Source organism: Aeromicrobium sp. HA (assembly GCF_027171405.1).
GTDB classification, from domain to species: Bacteria; Actinomycetota; Actinomycetes; order Propionibacteriales; family Nocardioidaceae; genus Aeromicrobium; species Aeromicrobium tamlense.
On the sequence record NZ_CP114372.1, the window covers coordinates 3,109,957 to 3,129,285 of the forward strand.

The window sequence follows — 19,329 nt, forward strand, 5'->3', positions numbered from 1 at the left end:
GAGAAACGGGAGTGACTCGGGTTAGCCTGTGGTGGCCGATGTGCCCTCGGGTGGCGCACCTCCCTCTCTCACACCCGTCAGATCTCCATGAACTTCACGCTGCTCCGGCGCGCCCTGCTCGCCCTCGCCGTCACCGGCACCCTCCTGCTGGCCCCCTCCACCGCCGCCGAGGCCGCCCCGAAGAAGCCCGCCAAGGTCTCGGTCGTCCGCGCCAAGACCTACACCTCCACCCTGACGATCCGCTGGAAGCGCCCCGCGCGGGCGACGAAGGTGGCGATCTGCGTGAAGACCTCCCCGCGCGCCACGTCGTGCATCCGCAAGGTCACGACCCGCAAGACCGGGGTGACCTTCCGCAAGCTGCGCCCGAACTCCGGCACCGACTTCTACTACCGCCTCACCTCCTACCGCGGGAAGCGCCAAGGCCCGTCCACCCGCTGGAAGAAGGCCAACCTCAAGGTCGGCAAGGGCCCGACGCACCGCGTCACCGGCGGCCAGGGGCACTACCTGACCTTCCGCTGGAACCGCGCCACCAGCGCCTCCAGCTACCAGGTCCAGCTGTCCACCAACCGCTCGTTCCGCGGCCAGGTCATCACGGCCAGCCGCCGCGGCTTCGGCGCCAAGGTCACCGGCCTCAACGGCGGCATGACCTACTTCGCCCGCGTCCGTGGCGTCAACGGCGCGGTCAAGGGCCCGTGGGGCCCGGCCACGCGCACCAAGCTGACCGCCGTCGCGAGCCGCGCCACCGTCGCCACCTACAACCTCTGTGGAGAGGACAAGTGCCGCACCTCCGACAGCGGCGCCTGGTTCCTGCGCAACGTGCCGAAGTGGTCGGTGCGCAAGCCGCTCGCCGGCGCGGTGGTCCGCTCGGCCTCGCCCGACATCGTGCTGACGCAGGAGTCGGCCACCAAGACCGCGTTCCACACGCAGCTCCCCGGCTTCCGCAAGGGCGCCTACAAGAGCGCGAAGACGATCTACTTCAAGTCCTCCCGCTTCACCTCGCTCGACGGGGGCGGCCTCACACTGGACTCGAAGACGGGGCGCTACGCCACCTGGAACCTGCTGCGCGACCGCCGCACCGGCACGGCGTTCATCGTCACGAACTCGCACCTCGAGCCGCACAAGGGCGCCGCCCGCGACCAGCTGCGCCTCCAGCAGACCGCGCGCCTCATCTCGAAGGTCAACGCGATCAACCCCCACCGCCTGCCCGTGGTCTGGGGCGGTGACTTCAACTCCAACGAGTCGAACGCCAACCAGAGCAACTACCCGGGCGGCTTCGACGCGCCCCAGCAGCGCTTCGCCCGGCACGGGATCGTCAACTCGCTCGACCGCGCGGCGCAGGTGTCGAACGCCGAGCTGAACAGCGCCAACGGCGGAGTTCCGGTGCCCAAGTCGAACGGCCACCACGTCGACGCGATCTTCGTCCCGGTCGCCGGAATCACCGTCGAGGCGTGGTCGATGCCCGCGAACTTCATCGAGACCACGAACGGCCGCGAGTACGCGATGCCCTTCCCGTCCGACCACAATCCCGTCGTCGCGAGGCTGGTCGTCGGGACCCCGTAAGATGCCCTCGTGCCCGGTCTTTTCCGAACCTCGTGCCTCGTCGGCGCGGGCTTGGTGCTGACCGCCGCCGCCGGACTCCTGGCCGCCACCACCGATCCCGAGGGGAACGGTCCCGTGGTCGCGTTCGCCGGGCTCGAGACGCCGTACCTCAAGGTCACGTCGGTCGACGTCGACCCGAGTGCCGTCTCGCTGGCGTGGGCCGGCAACGGGACCCAGTACCGCGTCAGCCTCGGCGACGACCTCGCCCGGCCCGACCGCACGATCCTCACCAGCGAGCCGCAGGCCGTGCTGCCCGCACCGAAGGCGGCCGATCCGAAGGGTCGCGTGAGCTACCGCGTCGAGGCCGTCGACCAGGGCGCCACCGAGCTCGCGGTCGAGGGCACCGTCACCCTGCTCCCCGACGTGCCGCGCAAGCCGAAGGTCAAGGCCACCGCGCCCGACGGCGCGGTCGTGAAGTGGCGCAAGGCGGACTACGCCACCACCTACGACGTGGCCGTGTCCAAGAAGCGCAACCAGCTCCCCACCAAGGTGCGCCGGCTCGCGAAGGGCGGCACCGCGTTCACCACCTCCTCGCTCAAGCCCGAGCAGACCTACTACGTGCGGGTCCGTGCCGTCGGCGACGCCGGCGTGAGCGAGTTCGGCCCGCCCACGAAGATCACCACGCCGCCCGAGGCGTCGGAGTTCTCGATCGGCTCGTGGAACATCTGCGCCGAGGCCTGCAAGGGCTTCGGCGGCCGCGTGGGCGACCAGGCCGCGCAGGTGCACGCCTCGAAGGTCGACATCATGACCCTGCAGGAGGCCGGCGGCCAGCGCGTCGGCCCCACCACCCGCGCCGCCTTCAGCGGTGGCCCGAACGAGCTCGTGATGGCCGAGGGCGGCGGCAACTCGCGCTACATCCTCTACTCGTCGCAGAAGTTCGAGCAGCTCGCCGGCGGCCGCTGGTCGATCGGCCACGGCCGCTGGGCCACCTGGGCCCGCCTGGTCGACCAGGAGACCGAACGGCCGTTCGTCGTGGTCAGCGTGCACCTGCTCAGCGGGCACAACGCCACCGGCAAGCGCGCCGACGAGATGCGCTCGCTCATGGGCAGCCTCGCCTCGGTGAACCCCGACGGCGACCCCGTGGTGATGGCGGGCGACTTCAACTCCGGCACCCACCGCCGCGGCGACACCGTCGGTCCGATCGTGCGGGCGAACGGCCTGCGCGACTCGGTCGAGGTCGCCGAGGAGACCGAGAACGCCCAGGTCAACACCGGCAGCCGTCGCGGTGACAAGGCGATCATGTCCGCCGACCACGTCGACCACGTCTACGTCTCCGACGACTGGGCGGTCCCGTCCTGGCGCCAGTTCGCCAACCTGAACGGCACCACCTACGTCGGCCCGTGGCTCTCCGACCACAACATGATCGCCGCCACCGTCGCCCTCCCACGCGAGGAGGAGGAGCTCGTCAAGGAGCCCACGGCGATCGTCACGGTGCCCGCCGAGCTCGACCCGGACATCTCGCCCCGCCTCGTCGACTGACCCCGGGTCCCGTCGTTTCGGCGAAAACGATGTGACTGATGTGACTCTGGCGAGTTACCCTCGTGCCCATGCGTCTTCGTCTGCTGGCCTGTGCGGTGGTCGCCGTCCTGACCGCCGCCACCCTCGGCACCCCCGCCGAGGCGGCCTCCAAGAAGCCCGGCGCGGTCGGGCTGGTGTCGGTCACCGGGGCCGCCCCCTACGACTCGTCGGGCAAGAAGTACGCCAAGATCTCGATCTCGTGGCCGAAGGCCACGCGCGCCAAGAAGTACCAGGTCTTCGTCGCCGGCAGCCGTGCCGGCGTGGCCAAGGCCAAGAAGCCGCGCGTCACCGTGAAGTCGCGCAAGGCCACCATCACGAAGCTCAAGCGCAACCGCACCTACTGGATCCAGGTCCGCGCCGTGAACGGCTCGAAGGCCGGCAAGCGCTCGGCGCGCATCGCCCGCGTGACGCCCGCCGCCACCGCGAAGCTGTGGTCGAAGCGCCACCCCGTCTATCGCCTCATGAGCTACAACGTCTGCTCGAACGCGTGCAGCAAGTGGGAGACGCGCCAGCCGCTCGTCGTGAACGAGGTGCTGCGGCTCAAGCCCGACGTCCTGGCCGTCCAGGAGGCCAGCCGCTGGAAGAACGCCGTGATCCCCGGCTACACCGAGACGCTCGGCGGCAAGGACAACCGCATCTTCTACCGCACGGCCGCGTTCGAGCAGGTCACGCAGCGGCTCTCCGCCACCCAGCAGTCGGCCGAGTGCCCGCTGGAGACCGACCCCCGCACCGGCAAGGTCGTCCGCGACGACGAGGGCGATCCGGTCCGCGTCGAGCCGTGCATCCTGCCGCTCGACGGCGTGGCCGAGCCTGAGGGCAAGGACGCGCCCTGGTCGGTGCTGCGCCACAAGGCCAGCGGCCAGGCGGTCGTGTTCGTCGGCATCCACCTCAAGGTCGACGAGGGCGGCTCCAACGCCGCGGTCCGCGCCCGCCAGACCTCGCAGATCTTCACCGACCTGGGCAACCAGCTGGCGTGGTGGGGCAAGCGCCTGCACCACCTGCCGGTCGTGCTGCTGGGCGACTTCAACACCAACCGCAGCCGCGCCGGCAACAGCCGCCTCGAGACCGTGATGCAGGCCAACGGCTTCTACGACGCCTACGAGCAGGCGCTCAAGGTGTCGCGCCAGCACTTCAACACCGCCAACCCGCGGTGGTCCACGCAGCCGATCGTCGGCGTGACGTGGGGCGACCACGTGGACAAGGTCTGGGTGCGCCCCGGCCGCTCGCGCGTCCACCAGTGGGCCAACGTGGGCAAGATGTCCGGCGGCCGCTTCGTGGCACCGCTGCCCTCGGACCATCACCCGCTGATGGTGCGGGCGCAGGTCTCCTGACCCACGCCCGCCGGCCTCAGCCCTTCTTGTGGCGGGGCTTGCGGTCCTTGTCGCCGGAGGACTTCGACTTGTCGTAGGACTTGGGCTTGTCGTACGACTTGCCCGAGCCCTTCGCGTACGACTTCGACGGCGGGCGCTTGCGATCGCCGCCCGGACGTCCCGTGTCGGGCTGGATGTCGATCTTGCGACCGGAGATCCGGGTGCCGGACAGCGCGTCGAACACGGCCTCGGGCAGGTCGGCCGGCAGCTCGACGATCGTGTGCTCCATGCCGATCGTGATCTTGCCGAAGTCCGACCGCTTCAGCCCTCCCTCGTTCGCCAGCGCGCCGACGACCATCGAGGGGCGGATCTTGTGCCGCTTGCCCACCGCGATGCGGTAGGGCGCCAGGCCGTCGGAGCTCGGACGCGGCGTGCGCTCGGAGCGCTCGCGCGGGGCCCGCTTCTCCTGCGGCGGGTCGGGACGCAGGAAGAACTCCTTGTCGTCCTGGCTCATCACCGCGAGCGCCGCGGCGATCTCGGTCATGTCGACGTCGTGCTCCTGCGCGTACTGCTCGACGAGCCCGCGGTAGACGCTGAACTGGGGGTCGCCCATGGCGTTCGTGATCGAGCCGGCGAAGCGGTCGGCACGGCGGGCGTTGACCTCGTCGGGGGTCGGCACCGGCATCTGCTCCACGGGCCGACCCGAGACGCGCTCGAGGGACTCGAGCATGCGGCGCTCGCGCGGGGTGACGAAGACGATCGCGTCGCCCGAGCGGCCGGCGCGGCCCGTGCGGCCGATGCGGTGCACGTAGGCCTCGGGGTCGTGCGGGATGTCGTAGTTGACGACGTGCGTGATGCGCTCGACGTCGAGACCGCGCGCGGCGACGTCGGTGGCCACCACGATGTCGATCGCGCCGCTCTTCAGCGCGCCGACGGTGCGCTCGCGCTGGGCCTGGACGAGGTCGCCGTTCAGGGCGGCCGCCGTGTAGCCGCGGCTGCGCAGCTTCTCGGCGAGCTCCTCGGTGGCCTGCTTCGTGCGGACGAAGATGATCATGCCGTCGCCCTGCTCGACCTCGAGCACGCGCGTCAGGGCGTCGAGCTTGTTGTGGTGCGAGACCGGCATCCAGCGCTGGCGCACGTTGGTGGTGCTGCGCGTGGCCTGCGGGGTGCTGATGTCCTGTGGGTCGTGCAGGTAGCGCTTGGCCAAACGGCGGATCGCCGGCGGCATGGTGGCCGAGAAGAGCGCGACCTGCTTGTACTCGGGGGTGTCGGCCAGGATGCGCTCGACGTCCTCGGCGAAGCCCATGTTGAGCATCTCGTCGGCCTCGTCGAGGACCAGCATCTCGAGGTGCGACAGGTCGAGCGAGCCGCGGTCGAGGTGGTCGATGACGCGACCGGGCGTGCCCACCACGACCTGCGCGCCGCGCTTGAGCCCCTGCAGCTGGGCGCCGTAGCTCTGGCCGCCGTAGACCGGCAGGACCTTGAGGTTCGACCCGGCCGAGTAGCTGGAGATGGCCTCGCTGACCTGCAGCGCCAGCTCGCGGGTGGGCGCGAGCACGAGGGCCTGGGTCTTGGGCGAGCCCGGGTCGAGGCGCTGGATCATCGGCAGCGCGAAGGCGGCCGTCTTGCCGGTGCCGGTCTGGGCCAGGCCGACGACGTCGCCGCCCTTGATCAGCGCGGGGATCGCCTGCGCCTGGATCGGGCTGGGGGTCTCGTAGCCGAGGCTGCGCACCACGGCGACGAGCGTGTCGTCGAGGCCGAGGTCGTCGAAGGAGGCTTCGTCAGTCATCACAGGTTCAATCCGGCCCGCACGTGCAGGCCTGCGTCGGGGTCGACGACGGACTCCTGGGCGGCGGCGACGCCGTCGGCGAGGAGGGTGACGTCGACCGGGGTGTTCCGCTTGATCAGTGCGAGCGCGATGGGCCCGAGCTCGTGGTGGCGCGCCGCGCTCCCGACCTGACCCACGACCTTGCCGTCGTGGACGACATCGGTGCCGTGCGCCGGGAGGTGGTCGACGGAGCCGTCGAGGTGCAGCAGGGTGAGCCGGCGGGGCGGCCGGCCGAGGTTGTGGACGCGGGCAACCGTCTCCTGGCCCCGGTAGCAGCCCTTGTCGAGGTGCACGGCCGAGCCGAGCAGGCCGACCTCGTTGGGGATCGTGCGGTCGTCGGTGTCGGAGCCGAACCGGGGACGCCCGGCGGCGATCCGCAGCGCCTCCCACGCCAGCACGCCCACGGGCGTGCCGGGGACGGCGGACAGGTCGGGGACGAGCTCGGTGACCAGTCCGTCGGCCCAGCGCCCGATGACGAAGCGGTCGTCCACCGCGACGACCTCGACCCGCGACATGAAGCGCATGCGGTCGAGGAACTGCACGAGCGCCTCGCCCGCGCCGGGCTCGGTGTGCGCCCAGAAGGTCTCGCCGTCGTCGACGCCGGTGAAGTCGTGCTCGATGCGGCCCTGCGGCGAGAGCAGCAGGACGTCGGTCCAGCGGCCCGCCTCGAGCCCCTCCAGGAACTGCGTGGTGAGCGAGTGCAGCCACGTCAGCCGGTCGGGACCGGTGATCCGCAGGACGTCGCGGTGGGAGAGGTCGACGAAGCCGTCGCCCGACAGCAGCGTGCGCTGCTCGGCGGCGAAGGTGGAGCCGTAGTGCGCTGCGACGCCCGCGTCGAGGCCCTCGGCCTCGACCGCGCCCGGCCGGTCCAGCAGCGGGCTAGACACGCTCGAGCTTCCCCCACAGGTGGGACTGCATCGGCTGGCCCTCGGCGGCCATGTCGTAGGCGTACATCAGCGCTCCCTCGACGAGTCCGTACATCCGCTGTCCCGCGGTGTACTCCTTGGCGGTGACGGTGCGGGCCACGACGTCGGTGGCCAGCGTGACGCGGGCGCCCTCGACCTCGCCGTACCAGATCTCGGCGTAGCCGGTGGGGTGCGCGAGCACGAGCTCGAGCTTGCCCTCGCCGGACGGGCGCAGGAAGCCGGTCTCGAGCGCGCCGGGGCGGACGCGCTCGCCGGCATCGTCGGTGATCCACGTGCGGCTGAAGTAGTGCAGGAACGGCCGTCCGTCGTGCGCGAACGCCACGTCCTGCTCGAAGCCGAACGCCTCGATCGTGGGGTACTCGCCGCGGCCGTTGCCGTGCCAGGTCCCCAGCAGCCACGCGACCGGCATGAGGTCGGGGTGCAGGTCACTCGGGATCTCGAAGGCCATGGGTTCCATGCTATCGGCCGCCGCAGAAGTCGCCGCTACGCTCCTGCCATGCGTGCGGTGGTGCAGCGGGTCAGCCGGGCCGAGGTCCGGGTCGACGAGCAGGTCGTCGGTCGCCTCGACGGTGCGGGACTGGTGGTGCTGCTGGGGGTCACGCACGAGGACACGGCCACCGACGCCGAGCGTCTCGCCGCCAAGATCGTGCGGCTGCGGATCATGGCCGGCGAGCAGTCCGTCGACGAGACGGGCGGCGGCGTGCTGGCGATCAGCCAGTTCACGCTCTACGCCGACACCCGCAAGGGCCGCCGTCCCTCGTGGGGCGCAGCCGCACCGGGACCCGTGGCCGAGCCGCTCTACGAGACGTTCTGCGACGCGGTCGAGCGTGCGGGGGTGCCCGTGGCGCGCGGGATCTTCGGCGCCGACATGGCGGTCGAGCTGGTCAACGACGGACCCGTGACGATCGTGCTGGATTCCTGAGGGCCCTCTCAGCAACCCCCGTCATACTGGAAAGGTTGATGCGACGACGATGAGGAGGATGCGGTGACCGACGCCCCCGACGCGACCCGGCGACCCGGATCGCGAGCGTCGAACCGTCGTTCCTTCCGCCAGCGCCACCCGATGGTCGTCTGGTCGGTCGTGCTCATCGTGCTGCTGCCGCTGGTCGGCGGCGCCGCCTACGCCTTCAACCTCAAGCGCAAGCTCGACGACGTCGAGACCGTGAAGCTGAACCCCCAGAGCGAGCCCGACCCCGACGAGGGTCGCGCGCTCAACATCCTGCTGCTCGGCTCGGACAAGGGCGAGCCGCAGGAGGGGCAGTCGAAGAACACCACGATCTCCGAGGACGCCGCGTCGGGCGACTGGCCCAACGGCAAGTACCGCAGCGACACGCTCATGGTCGTGCACATCCCGGCCGACCGGAAGAAGGTCTACCTCGTCTCGCTGCCGCGCGACTCGTTCGTGCCGATCTACGACGAGAACGGCAAGACGACCCACTCGGAGAAGATCAACGCCGCGTTCAGCGCCGGCGGCCCGCTCGGCGCGATCAACACGGTGGAGAACCTCACCGGCCTGAAGATGGACCACCTGGCGATCATCGACTGGGAGGGCTTCAAGGACCTCTCGTCGGCCGTCGGCGGCGTCGAGGTGACCATCCCCCAGTCGTTCTACGACCCCAAGCAGAAGGTGCAGTGGGACGCCGGCACGCAGACGCTCGAGGGCAAGAAGGCCCTCGCATACGTGCGCACCCGCTACGGCCTCGTCGGCGGCGACTTCGACCGCATCAAGCGCCAGCAGAACTTCATGCGCTCGCTGATGGGCAAGATGCTCAGCTCGGGCGTCACCACCAGCCCGACGCGACTCACCCGGACCGTCACCGCGCTCACCGAGAACCTCACGGTGGACGAGGGCTGGTCGGGCACCGCGATGGCCAAGCTGGCGGTGTCGCTGCGCGGCGTCCGCACCGACGACGTCACCTTCATGACGGCTCCGGTGCAGGGCACCGACACCGATCCCACCTACGGCAGCATCGTCGTCCTCCAGCAGGACAAGATGAGCGAGCTGTTCACCGCACTGAGCCGCGACCGGATGGCCCAGTACCTCGAGAAGTACCCCGACGACGTCCTGCCGGACCCCGAGGACGTCAACTGAGCTAGCGGGCTCGGCGGTTCCACTCGATCGCCGGGCAGGTGTCCATCACCATCGGCACGCCCGCCGCGATCGTGCGCTCGAACGCCGCCTCGTCGACGACGCCCAGCTGGAACCACACGGCCTTGGCGCCGACCTCGACGGCCTGGTCGGCGAACGGCCCGGCGTCCTCGGAGCGGCGGAACACGTCGACCACGTCGATCGGGAACGGCACGTCGGCGAGCGTGGCGTAGCCCTGCTCCCCCAGCACCGTGGGCGCGTCGGGATGGATCGGCACGATGCGCTTGCCCCGCCGCTGCAGCAGCTGCGCGATCGAGTACGCGGTGCGCGAGGTGTTGGTCGACAAGCCCACCACGGCCCACGTCTCGAGGTCGTCGAGCATGAGCGAGACGGCGTCCGGATCCTGCCACGAGGTCATGCTCCGACCGTAGCCGCCGACGCCGACGCGCGCCGGTCGGCCGCCCCGCGCCCGGCCGGTCCGTATCCTGATCGCGTGACGACCGTCCTGACGTACGGAACCTTCGACCTCTTCCACATCGGCCACCTGCGGCTGCTGGAGCGCCTCTCCTCGATGGGCGACCGGCTCGTCGTGGGGGTCTCCACCGACGACTTCAACGCCGGCAAGGGCAAGAGCACCGTGGTGCCCTACGCCGACCGGGCCGCGATCGTCGGTGCGATCAAGGGCGTCGACCAGGTGCTGCCCGAGGAGTCGTGGGAGCAGAAGCGCAGCGACATCGTCGAGCACGGCGTCGACCTGTTCGTGATGGGCGACGACTGGACGGGCAAGTTCGACGACCTGTCCGACCTGTGCCGTGTCGAGTACCTGCCCCGCACGAAGGGCATCTCGACGACGGGCCTCAAGGAGATGCTGCGGGTGCTCGATCCCGGGCACATCGAGGAGATGCAGGACGCGCTCGGCGTCCTCTCGCGCCTGCTCGACCACTACCGCGACCTGACCTGAGCGGCGCCACCTGCCCTGAGGGTCAGTCGTTGCGGCCGGGCAGCATGAGCTCGAACGTCGTGAGCTCGTCCTCGGTCAGCTTGAGGTAGCCGCCCATCGTGGTGGCGAGGTCGGCCGCGATCGTCAGGCCGAGGCCGCCGGTGTCTCCGTCCTTGCGGCTGGTGCCGCGGCTGAAGATCTCGTTCCCGAACGTGCGGCGACCGCTGTCGCCGACGACGATCTCGACGTACGCGCCCGCGTCGCGGGCCGACACCGTGATGGGGCCGACGCCGTGGCTCGCGGCGTTCTCGATGAGCACGTCGAGGATCTGCACGACCGGGCCGGGGACGACCCGCGCCGGCACGGGGCCGCGGTCGTCGTGGTTGACGTCGTGACCGAGGGCCTCCACCTGCGGCTGCCAGCGCTCGACCACGTCGGCCACCAGCTCGTTGAGGTCGACGTCCACGGCGTCGCCCAGGCGCAGGCCGCGGGCCAGGCCCAGCAGCTCGTCGATCGCGCTGCTGAGGCGGTCGAGCTCGGGCAGGTAGCGGTTCAGCTCCTCGGCCACCTCGGGCGGCGTCTGCGGCCACAGCGCGAGGTCCTCGAGCTCGAGCCGCAGCGCCGTGATCGGGGTGCGCAGCTGGTGCGAGGCGTTCGAGGCGAACTCGCGCTCACGCCGGACGAGCTCGCCGAGCCGCTTCGAGCTGCTGCGCAGGGCGTCGCCGATCGCCTCGGCCTCCGGGATCGAGTAGTGCGGCGGGTCGACGTCGAAGCGTCCGGTGCCGAGCCGGTCGGCGGCCTCGGCCAGCTCGCCGAAGGGGCGCGAGAGCCGGCGCGCCAGCACGTAGCCGAATCCCGCGGCGACGACGGTCAGGCTCAGGCCGATGAGGATGAGCGGGACGAGGGCCTCGGAGATCCGTCGGTCGATGAGGTCGCGCGACCGCGAGAGCGTCAGCGAGCCGCCGTCGGCCAGGGCGCGCTCCTCGACGATGTCGTCGGCCGGGTCGGGCGTCGGGCCCGCCACGACCGTGGGCCCGTCGTCGGGCTCGTAGGTCAGCGTCTCGGCCTCGCTGAGGAAGCCGCCGAGGAACGCCTCGTCGACGGGCGACTCGTTCTTGCGTCGCTCGTCGACCACCACGGCCAGCTGGTCCGCGGCCCGCTCGATCTTGCGCTCCTCGTAGGTGGTCACGAGGTCGGCGAGCATGTACGCGCGCGGAATGCCGTAGAGCGCGAGCATCGCCGCGGTCATGCCCACCAGCGCCACGATCAGCCGCTCACGCACCGGGCTGGTCCTCCAGCCGGAATCCGACGCCGCGCACGTTGGCGATCTGCACCGGCGCGCCGGCCTCCTCGAGCTTCTGCCGCAGGCGGCCCACCGTCGCGTCGACCATCTTCGTCGAGCCGAACCAGTTCTCGTCCCACACCTCGTTCGTGAGGCGCTCGCGGGTGACGACGGCGCCGCGCACCTCGTCGAGCAGGACGAGGACGTCGAACTCCTTGGACGTCATCGAGACCTCGGCGTCGCCCACCCACGTGCGTCGCGCGGCGGTGTCGACCCGCAGCCCCGAACTGGCGGGGGCGGCGGGCGCCGCAGCCTCGGCCGCGACCGGAGCGGCACTGCGGCGCAGCAGCGCCCGCGCGCGAGCCAGCAGCTCGGCCAGCGCGAACGGCTTCGCGAGATAGTCGTCGGCGCCCACGTCGAGACCCACGACGCGGTCGAGCTCGCCGTCGCGGGCGGTCAGGATGATGATGCCGCCGTGGTACCCGCCCTCGCGGGCACGACGGCAGACCTCGAGCCCGTCGATGTCCGGCAGGCCGAGGTCGAGCAGCACGAGCTCGACGTCCCCGACGGCGATGCGGTCGACGGCCGCGAGGCCCTCCGCGACGCGCTCGACGTCGTAGCCCTCACGCTCCAGCGTGCGGACGAGGGGCGGGGCGATCTTGTCGTCGTCCTCGACGACCAGCACACGGGTGGCCACGCTCACCGAGCATACGGCCGTCGCGCCCGACGAGCATGCTCCCGTCTCACCCGACCGTCCTGCACCAGCAGCACCACGACCGCCGCGCTCAGCGCCAGCAGCGCGACGCGGGTCGGGGTCAGGCCCGACGCACCGCCTCCCGGCAGCCCGGCCGTGACGGCCAGCAGGGTGCCACCGGACGTGGCGGCCACGAGGGCGCCGGCCGCGAGGTGGGACTCGAAGCAGTTGTGCAGCCACATCTTCACGGCGGCCGCCACCCCGAGCACACCCATGACGATCTCGCCCAGCAGGTAGGCCGCCGAGGGCGCGTCGACCACCCGGACGAGGTAGAGCAGCGCGATGGCCAGGCACGCGACCGCGGCCCAGCGGGAGGCGGTGGTGCGGAGTCGTCGCATCTCAGAAGTCCTTGTCGGCGGTGCCGGTCTCGGTGACGTTGGTGGTGGAGCATCGGTTGCCCGAGAGGTCGGTGGCCGCGCTGCTCGGCGTCCAGACCATGGCCGCCGCGGTGGTGCTGGTCTTGAGGTCGCCGGCCTTGCCGCTGGCGAACGTGCCCAGCTTGAGCGTGACGACCGTGCGCTCGAGCCCGTTCACCGTGACCGTGCCGGCCGTCATCGTCGCGTTGATGCTGACGGTGCGCAGGAACCGGACGTAGTCGCCCTTGAGGTTCACCGAGCCCAGGCCGAGCACCGTGCTGCCGTTCATGACGTCGAGCGTGTCGCCCTTGCTGCCGCGCAGCAGGGCCGGCACGTTGCCGTCGCGCAGGCGGACCTGGACGTTCGTGCTCGTCCCGTTCCAGCCGGCCATGATCGACGCGGGGTTGACCTGCGCGGTGTAGGTGAACGTGACGGTGTCGTTGGCACCCGGCTGACCCGCGATGCTGCCCGATCCGTTGGTGGTCTGGACGTCGGCGCCGGCGAGCGGGCTGTTGTCGACCGGGACCGTCTCCAGGGCCGAGATCGTGGTGCGGCCCGAGCCGTCCAGCAGGACCGCGCGCAGGTCGTAGACCGCGCTGGCGACCTTCGTGGTGTCCCACGTGCAGGAGTACGGCGAGGTCGTGTCGGTGCAGACGTCGGTCCAGGTCGAGCCGCCGGTGGGGGCGTACTGGATCCGCACCGAGGTCACGCCGGCCGTGGAGCTGGCGACCGCCGACAGCGTGGCCGTACGGCTCAGCAGGACGCCCGGGTCGTTGAGCGAGACCGAGGAGACGGTGTTGTCGACGACGCGGTTCGCGACGGCGGCGGACATAGTGGCGTTGCCGGCCTCGTCGGTGGCGATCGCACGGAAGGAGTAGGCGCCGTTCGCGAGGTCGTTCGTGGCGGCGCGGCAGGACCACGGCTCGGCCTCGACCGTGCAGAGCGACTTCCACGTGGACGTGCCCGACGCGGCGTACTGGATCTCCACCGTGGCCACGCCGGAGTGAGCGTCCGCGGCCGTGGCGGCGAAGGTGCGCGTGCCGCTGAGCGGCGAGCCGGGGTCGGTCATCGTCACGGTGGGGGCGACGTTGTCGACGGTGACGTCCGTGACGATCTCGGAGGTCGTCGTTGTGGTGCCGGCGGTGAGCACGGCACGGAACTCGTAGTCGCCGGACGTGACGGCCGCGGAGCTCCACGAGCACGTGTAGGGGGCGGCCAGGTTCGAGCACGCGGTGGACCACGTGGACGCTCCGGCGAGGCGGTACTGGATGCGGACGGTGTGGCTCAGCGTGCCCGTGTTGAACGCGGCGGCCGAGAGCTGGACCGTGCCACGCACGGTGTCGCCCGGGTCGTTCATGACGACGAGGAGCTTGTTGGCCACGGCCGTGCGGACCGCGTCCGAGGTCGTCTCGTAGCCGGCGAGGTCGGTGGCACGCGCACGCAGGTCGTAGCGGCCGTCCGCGAGCGCGGCGGTGTTCCACGCGCAGGAGTACGGGGCCGTCGTGTCGGTGCACATCGCGGTCCAGGTACCCGATCCGACCACGCTGTACTCGAGAGTGACGTCCTTGACGCCCAGACCGGAGTCCGAGGCCTCGGCGGCGACGGTGACCGTGCCCTGCACCGCGGTGCCGGGGGACGTGACCGTGACCGTGGGCGGCGTCCAGTCGGGCGAGGCCGTGACGGTGGCGGTGCTGTCGGTGGTGGAGGTGAAGGCGGCCGAGGAGAAGCCGGGAGCGACGAGCGCAGCAACGGACAGGAGGGCCAGAACTGCCAGCAGACCGAGGGAACGGCGCGCGGGGGACGTGCGCATCGACTCTCCTGACTGGGTGTTCTGGTCCATGTCCTCAACGCTACGGAGCGTCGCTCCACGGCTGATCCACACGAGTTCCCCAGAAGCTCCACACTTCTGGGGCGCCTGACCGGGGACGGTCAGACGGCGACGCGGCGGCCGGGGACGACCGGCAGCGTCGGTGCCAGCACCGGGACGGGAGTGGGGAGGGTCCCGGTCGGTGCGGCAACGGGGGCGTCCGCGGCCTCGGGGGCCTCCTCGCGGCGCGGACGCAGGGCGCGGCCCAGCTCGACCAGGGCGAGGAGCGCGATGGCGGCGGCCGGCAGGCCGATCACCATCATGCGGGTCTCGCGGTCGGCCAGGGCCATGAAGACGTAGCCGACGTGCGGCACGGTGTGCTCGACGACGGGCTGGGTGCCCTCGACCAGGCTGAACTGCCACGGGTCGGGGTCGGGGTTGGCGTCGCCCTGCGTCGTGAAGAGGCGGGCGCCGTTCTCGGCCGGCTCGATCCCGGTGATGCGGTGCGTCACGAGCGTGCCGACGCCGCTGTCGGCCGGCGGGAGGTAGGTGATGACGTCGCCGACGGCGAGGTCGGCCACGGGCACGGGGCGCTCGAAGGCGATCGAGCCCTTCTCGAACGTGCCGGACATCGAGCCGCCGGTGATCACGTAGCGCTCGAAGCCGAAGAGGCTGGGCGCGATGTACGCGATGCTGGCGAGGGTGACCGCGACCAGGACCAGCGTGGAGACTCCACGCCCGAGCAGCCGGGCGGCGCGGGTGAGGTGCTTCATCGGAACTCCTGGGGACGGTCGGTGGGGGATCGAGGGGGTGCTGCGTGCTCCGGTCCGGGGTGGCAGGGCGCCCGAGAGACGCCCTGCCGTCAACCCAGTTCCCCGGAGCGGGGTCTCACTGGTTGGTGGTGGTCCCGTCCAGCTGGACGGCATCCCACGTGTACGTGGCGGTCGCGGACTTGCCCTGCTGCGTGTTGGGCGCGGCCTGGTCGAGCGTGACCGTGAAGGTGTAGTCGTTCGCCTCGCCCGGGGCCCACGTGCCGAGGGCGTTCTTGGTGCCGTCGGCCAGGCCGCCGAAGGTGCCGGTGTAGACCGTGGTGTTCTTCGTCGTGTTCTTGATGACGAGCTTGAGGTTCTCTCCGTCGAAGCCGTTGGTCGAGGCGACCTCGGTGAGGGAGAAGGCGGCGGCGAGCGAGCCGGTGTTCGTGAGCTTGAGCGAGCCGTTGAGCGTGTCGCCCGGCTTCAGGTTGTCCAGCGAGAAGACGGCCTTGCCGGCCTTGGAGTTGCTCTGCGTCAGGGTGCCCGACGTGGCGGCGCTGATCGTGTTGCCCGAGGTCGAGCTGAAGGTGGCACCCGAGCCCACGGCGATGGCGCCGGCGGCGAGCAGGGTGGCGAGCGGGACGAGGATCTTCTTGGTGCGCATGTTCTTCTCCTGGCTGTTCGAGCCGCTCTCTGCGGCCCGTCTGGGTTGACAAGAAGAACGCTACGGAGGCCAGATCCACGGAATCTCCACACGAGATCCCCACTCGATCCTCGGTTCGGCACCGGTTCCTCCCCGTGCCGGAACCGCTCGGAACGGACCTCCTCGGCGACCCCCGGACGCACGACGAGGGCCCCGGGAGATCACCCCCGGGGCCCTCGTGCGGTCTGGCTCAGATGGCGACGGCCACCTCGGCGACCGAGCCCTTGGCGGCGACGACCTGCGAGTCGACGACCTCGGCGCGCGGCGCGAGCGTGCGCAGCGTCCAGTTGCCCGGCGCGGCGAAGAACCGGAACTGGCCCGTGGCCGAGGTGGGCACCTCGGCGGTGAACTCACCGTTGCGGTCGAGCAGGCGCACGTAGGCGTTGCCCACGGGCTGCTCGCCCCGCAGCACGACACCCTGGATCACGGCCTGGTTCGCGACGTCGACGCCCTCGAGGCTGGGCCCGCCCTTGATCGCTCCGCACATCTCAGGCCTCCCCGGGCTCGTCACCGACGGCGACCGGCACGCCGCGCAGCGAGCCGTACTCGCTCCACGAGCCGTCGTAGTTCTTGACGTTGGAGTAGCCCAGGATCTCGCTGAGCACGAACCACGTGTGCGAGCTGCGCTCGCCGATGCGGCAGTAGGCGATGGTGTCCTTGCCCTGGTCGAGGCCGGCGTCTGCGTACAGCGACTGCAGCTCCTCGTCCTTGCGGAAGGTGCCGTCGTCGTTCGCGGCCTTGCTCCACGGCACGTTGCCGGCGGTGGGGATGTGGCCACCGATCTGCGCGGCCTCCTGCGGCAGGTGCGCGGGGGCGAGCAGGCGGCCGGCGAACTCGTCGGGGCTGCGCACGTCGATGAGGTTCTTCGTGCCGATGGCCTCGACGACCTCGTCGCGGTAGGCGCGGATGTCCTCGTTCGGCTCCTGCGCGGTGTAGGTGGTGGCGGCGCGCGAGGGGACCTCGTCGGTCAGCTCGCGGCTGTCGAGCTCCCACTTTTTGCGGCCGCCGTCGAGCAGTCGCAGGTTCTGGTGGCCGTAGTACTTGAGGTACCAGTAGGCGTACGCGGCGAACCAGTTGTTGTTGCCGCCGTAGAAGACGACCGTGTCGTCGTTCGACACGCCCTTCTCGCTCAGCAGCTGCTCCAGGCGCTCCTTGCTGACGAAGTCGTGACGGACGCCGTCCTGCAGGTCCTTCTTCCAGTCCAGCTTGATCGCGCCGGGGATGTGGCCCTTGTCGTAGGCCTCGACATCCTCGTCGACCTCGATCAGGACGATGCCGTCGTCGTTCAGGTGGTCCTCGACCCAGTCGGCGGTGACGAGTGCGGTCTCGCGGCTCATGGTGCTTCCTTTTCCTCTGCGAAGTGGTGGAGTCGTGCGGTGGTCTGGGGCCTCAGGCCGTCTGGCCGGCGAGGCGTCGGGTGGTCAGGTAGAGCTCGCAGCCCAGGCAGAAGCCCGTGGTGGCGTTGAGCAGGGCGGCGACGAAGGCCAGGCCCACGGCGACGAGGCCGACCGTGGTGAGTCCGGCCACGAGGGCCAGCAGGCCGATCGCGGTGAACACCAGGCCGACGGTCTGGGCGAAGCGCGGCGGGCGCGCGTCCTCGGTGCGCTGCGGCGCGCCGATGCGGGGTCGCACGACGGTGCGGAACAGCCACGCCCACGGCGAGGCCGACAGCGAGACGAACGCTCCCAGCGCGAAGATCGCCACCTGGACGCCGAGCAGCACCTCGCGCACGGGCGAGGGCGCCACGAGCACCAGCGCCAGGACCAGGCTGGTCACGGCGGCGGTGAAGCGCAGCGCGCGAGGATCGACGACGGGGGTGTCGTGGGACATGACGGGGTGCTCCGAACAGGAGTGAGGGCTGACAGTGCGGGTGAGGGAGTCAGCGCAGACGACACAGCGCCGAGCGCGTGCGGCAGTTGTCCACCGCGCGTCGTCGGGTCAGGTGTGTCGTGAACATGCCTCCAGCGTAGGGGCACGACCCCGTCGCCCTGCGCCCACATCCCGTCATGTGAGACGAACGTCCACGATAAGAGACGGTCAGGCGGAGATCGCCCGGTCGAGCGCCACGAGCACCTGGTCGCGCGTGGGCGCCCCGGAGGCCCGCTCGACGATCCGGCCACCCGCGTCGAGCACCAGCACGGTGGGCGTGCGCAGCACCCCGACCCGGCGGACGAGGTCGAGCTCGGCCTCGGCGTCGATCTCCACGGCGGTCACGCCCGGCACCAGACCCGTGACCTGCCCCAGGACCTGGCGCGTCGCCCGGCACGGGGCGCAGAAGGCACTGGAGAACTGGACCAGCGTGGCGCGCTCGCCGAGCGGGGCGCCGAGATCGTCCGGGCCGAGCCGCTCGGCGTCGTCCCGTGTCGTGGTCGTGGCGAACCGGCCGTTCTTCCAGCGCATGACGGCCGCGCCGACGCCTGCGACCACGACGGCCAGCAGCAGCACCTGCACTCCGGTCATCGGCTCTCCTCCTGGATCGGTCCACCATGTGTCAACGATGTGACGTGGTTCGCATTCCCGCGGCACCTCTCGTCACGGGCACATCACATGAAGTATGGTCGACAGGGCAATGAGGCTTCGATGAACGCGGTTCGTTCGTCGGGGCCTCGACGTGTATAGGAGGCCATCCGACCGTGTCCCACCTGCTGCTGCTGACGAAGAGCACCCAGTCGTCCGTCGAGGTGCTGCCGTCACTGGCGCTGCTCCCCCACCACGTGAAGATCCTCCCCGCCGAGGCCAGCGCGCTCATCGACGCGCCCCAGTGCGACGCCGTCCTGGTCGACGGGCGCCATGACCTCGCCCAGGTCCGGAGCCTCACCCGCGTCCTGCGCACGACGGGCATCGAGTGCCCGCTCATCCTCATCCTCACCGAGGGCGGCCTCACCGTCGCCGCCGCCGACTGGGGCATGGACGACGTCATCCTCACCACCGCCGGCCCCGCCGAGCTCGAGGCCCGCCTGCGCCTGAGCATGGGCCGCGTCGCCGCCGACGGCGACAAGTCCGAGGACGACAGCCACATCATCAGCGCCAGCGGCCTCGTGGTCGACGACGTCACCTACACGGCCAAGCTCGACAGCCGCGTCCTCGACCTCACCTTCAAGGAGTTCGAGCTCCTGAAGTTCCTCGCCCAGCACCCCGGCCGCGTGTTCACCCGACAGCAGCTCTTGCAGGAGGTGTGGGGCTACGACTACTTCGGCGGCACCCGCACCGTCGACGTCCACGTGCGTCGTCTCCGCGCCAAGCTCGGCCCCGAGAACGAGACCCTCATCGGCACCGTCCGCAACGTCGGCTACCGCTTCGTCTCGCGCCGCGAGCCCGGCGAGGCCGCCGCGGACCGCGCCGCCGAGCGCCAGGAGTCGGCCCGCCGCCAGGTCGCCGGCCGCGCCTGACCTTCGCCTCCGGCGGCTCCGCCTGACCTTCGCCTCCGGCGAACGAGATCTGTAGCGCTGTCCACCCTTTTCGGCG

The 19,329-nt window shown here is 70.9% G+C and carries 21 protein-coding genes; 7 read left to right on the forward strand and 14 right to left on the reverse strand.

Annotation, left to right across the window (positions count from 1 at the left end; translation table 11 throughout):
• Positions 1 to 87: 87 nt before the first annotated feature.
• The 3 genes from O3S82_RS15410 to O3S82_RS15420 all read left to right on the forward strand — a co-directional run bounded on the left by O3S82_RS15410 (position 88) and on the right by O3S82_RS15420 (position 4,448).
• Entirely contained in the window at positions 88 to 1,560 is a 1,473-nt protein-coding gene (locus O3S82_RS15410; protein WP_269303991.1) for an endonuclease/exonuclease/phosphatase family protein, read from the forward strand.
• Between the two features lie 9 nt (positions 1,561 to 1,569).
• Positions 1,570 to 3,078: an endonuclease/exonuclease/phosphatase family protein gene (locus tag O3S82_RS15415; RefSeq protein ID WP_269303992.1), complete on the forward strand. Its 1,509-nt coding sequence runs from the start codon at positions 1,570 to 1,572 to the stop codon at positions 3,076 to 3,078.
• Positions 3,079 to 3,146: 68 nt separating this feature from the next.
• Positions 3,147 to 4,448, forward strand: coding sequence for an endonuclease/exonuclease/phosphatase family protein (locus O3S82_RS15420; protein WP_179427845.1), 1,302 nt, complete (start codon positions 3,147 to 3,149; stop codon positions 4,446 to 4,448).
• 16 nt (positions 4,449 to 4,464) lie between these two features.
• Here the strand turns inward: O3S82_RS15420 and O3S82_RS15425 are convergent, their stop codons facing one another.
• The 3 genes from O3S82_RS15425 to O3S82_RS15435 are packed head-to-tail and all read right to left on the reverse strand — an operon-like array spanning position 4,465 to position 7,629.
• Complete coding sequence (locus O3S82_RS15425) at positions 4,465 to 6,216, reverse strand: DEAD/DEAH box helicase (RefSeq protein WP_179427843.1); 1,752 nt, start codon at positions 6,214 to 6,216, stop codon at positions 4,465 to 4,467.
• On the reverse strand, positions 6,216 to 7,142 hold the full coding sequence (ygfZ, locus tag O3S82_RS15430) for a CAF17-like 4Fe-4S cluster assembly/insertion protein YgfZ (protein WP_269303994.1): 927 nt from the start codon (positions 7,140 to 7,142) through the stop codon (positions 6,216 to 6,218). The genes O3S82_RS15425 and ygfZ overlap by 1 nt, the downstream gene beginning before the upstream one ends.
• Positions 7,135 to 7,629, reverse strand: coding sequence for an FABP family protein (locus O3S82_RS15435; RefSeq protein WP_269303996.1), 495 nt, complete (start codon positions 7,627 to 7,629; stop codon positions 7,135 to 7,137). The genes ygfZ and O3S82_RS15435 overlap by 8 nt, the downstream gene beginning before the upstream one ends.
• Positions 7,630 to 7,677: 48 nt before the next feature.
• Here O3S82_RS15435 and dtd point away from each other — a divergent pair, with 48 nt between their 5' ends.
• Positions 7,678 to 8,103 (forward strand): D-aminoacyl-tRNA deacylase, encoded by a 426-nt coding sequence (dtd, locus tag O3S82_RS15440; protein ID WP_179427837.1) that lies wholly within the window; start codon positions 7,678 to 7,680, stop codon positions 8,101 to 8,103.
• Between the two features lie 63 nt (positions 8,104 to 8,166).
• Positions 8,167 to 9,273 (forward strand): LCP family protein, encoded by a 1,107-nt coding sequence (locus O3S82_RS15445; RefSeq protein ID WP_179427835.1) that lies wholly within the window; start codon positions 8,167 to 8,169, stop codon positions 9,271 to 9,273.
• A 1-nt stretch (position 9,274) separates the two neighbouring features.
• On the opposite strand, the gene O3S82_RS15450 is transcribed toward O3S82_RS15445, so the two are convergent.
• Positions 9,275 to 9,688, reverse strand: a complete 414-nt coding sequence (locus tag O3S82_RS15450; protein ID WP_179427833.1) for a CoA-binding protein — start codon at positions 9,686 to 9,688, stop codon at positions 9,275 to 9,277.
• A 75-nt stretch (positions 9,689 to 9,763) separates the two neighbouring features.
• Here O3S82_RS15450 and O3S82_RS15455 point away from each other — a divergent pair, with 75 nt between their 5' ends.
• On the forward strand, positions 9,764 to 10,231 hold the full coding sequence (locus O3S82_RS15455; RefSeq protein ID WP_179427830.1) for an adenylyltransferase/cytidyltransferase family protein: 468 nt from the start codon (positions 9,764 to 9,766) through the stop codon (positions 10,229 to 10,231).
• Positions 10,232 to 10,253: 22 nt separating this feature from the next.
• Here the strand turns inward: O3S82_RS15455 and O3S82_RS15460 are convergent, their stop codons facing one another.
• The 10 genes from O3S82_RS15460 to O3S82_RS15505 all read right to left on the reverse strand — a co-directional run bounded on the left by O3S82_RS15460 (position 10,254) and on the right by O3S82_RS15505 (position 18,324).
• Positions 10,254 to 11,492, reverse strand: a complete 1,239-nt coding sequence (locus O3S82_RS15460) for a sensor histidine kinase (RefSeq protein WP_269304002.1) — start codon at positions 11,490 to 11,492, stop codon at positions 10,254 to 10,256.
• A complete protein-coding gene (locus O3S82_RS15465) occupies positions 11,485 to 12,189 on the reverse strand; it encodes a response regulator transcription factor (RefSeq protein WP_179427826.1) in 705 nt (234 codons plus the stop codon). The genes O3S82_RS15460 and O3S82_RS15465 overlap by 8 nt, the downstream gene beginning before the upstream one ends.
• 2 nt (positions 12,190 to 12,191) lie before the next feature.
• On the reverse strand, positions 12,192 to 12,584 hold the full coding sequence (locus O3S82_RS15470; protein WP_179427824.1) for a hypothetical protein: 393 nt from the start codon (positions 12,582 to 12,584) through the stop codon (positions 12,192 to 12,194).
• 1 nt (position 12,585) lies between these two features.
• Positions 12,586 to 14,442, reverse strand: coding sequence for an Ig-like domain-containing protein (locus O3S82_RS15475; protein WP_269304004.1), 1,857 nt, complete (start codon positions 14,440 to 14,442; stop codon positions 12,586 to 12,588).
• 89 nt (positions 14,443 to 14,531) lie between these two features.
• Entirely contained in the window at positions 14,532 to 15,182 is a 651-nt protein-coding gene (locus O3S82_RS15480; RefSeq protein WP_179427822.1) for a signal peptidase I, read from the reverse strand.
• A gap of 115 nt (positions 15,183 to 15,297) precedes the next feature.
• Complete coding sequence (locus O3S82_RS15485) at positions 15,298 to 15,825, reverse strand: TasA family protein (protein WP_269304007.1); 528 nt, start codon at positions 15,823 to 15,825, stop codon at positions 15,298 to 15,300.
• Between the two features lie 229 nt (positions 15,826 to 16,054).
• Positions 16,055 to 16,351, reverse strand: a complete 297-nt coding sequence (locus O3S82_RS15490) for a DUF1416 domain-containing protein (protein WP_179427818.1) — start codon at positions 16,349 to 16,351, stop codon at positions 16,055 to 16,057.
• Position 16,352: 1 nt separating this feature from the next.
• Positions 16,353 to 17,201 carry a sulfurtransferase gene (locus tag O3S82_RS15495; RefSeq protein ID WP_179427816.1) on the reverse strand — a complete coding sequence of 283 codons (849 nt, stop codon included), beginning with the start codon at positions 17,199 to 17,201 and terminating at the stop codon, positions 16,353 to 16,355.
• 52 nt (positions 17,202 to 17,253) lie between these two features.
• Positions 17,254 to 17,694 (reverse strand): DUF4395 domain-containing protein, encoded by a 441-nt coding sequence (locus tag O3S82_RS15500; RefSeq protein WP_269304010.1) that lies wholly within the window; start codon positions 17,692 to 17,694, stop codon positions 17,254 to 17,256.
• A gap of 207 nt (positions 17,695 to 17,901) precedes the next feature.
• On the reverse strand, positions 17,902 to 18,324 hold the full coding sequence (locus tag O3S82_RS15505) for a thioredoxin family protein (protein ID WP_269304011.1): 423 nt from the start codon (positions 18,322 to 18,324) through the stop codon (positions 17,902 to 17,904).
• Positions 18,325 to 18,497: 173 nt separating this feature from the next.
• Between O3S82_RS15505 and O3S82_RS15510 the strand changes: the two genes are divergently transcribed.
• Complete coding sequence (locus O3S82_RS15510) at positions 18,498 to 19,253, forward strand: winged helix-turn-helix transcriptional regulator (RefSeq protein ID WP_179427810.1); 756 nt, start codon at positions 18,498 to 18,500, stop codon at positions 19,251 to 19,253.
• Positions 19,254 to 19,329 lie beyond the last annotated feature (76 nt).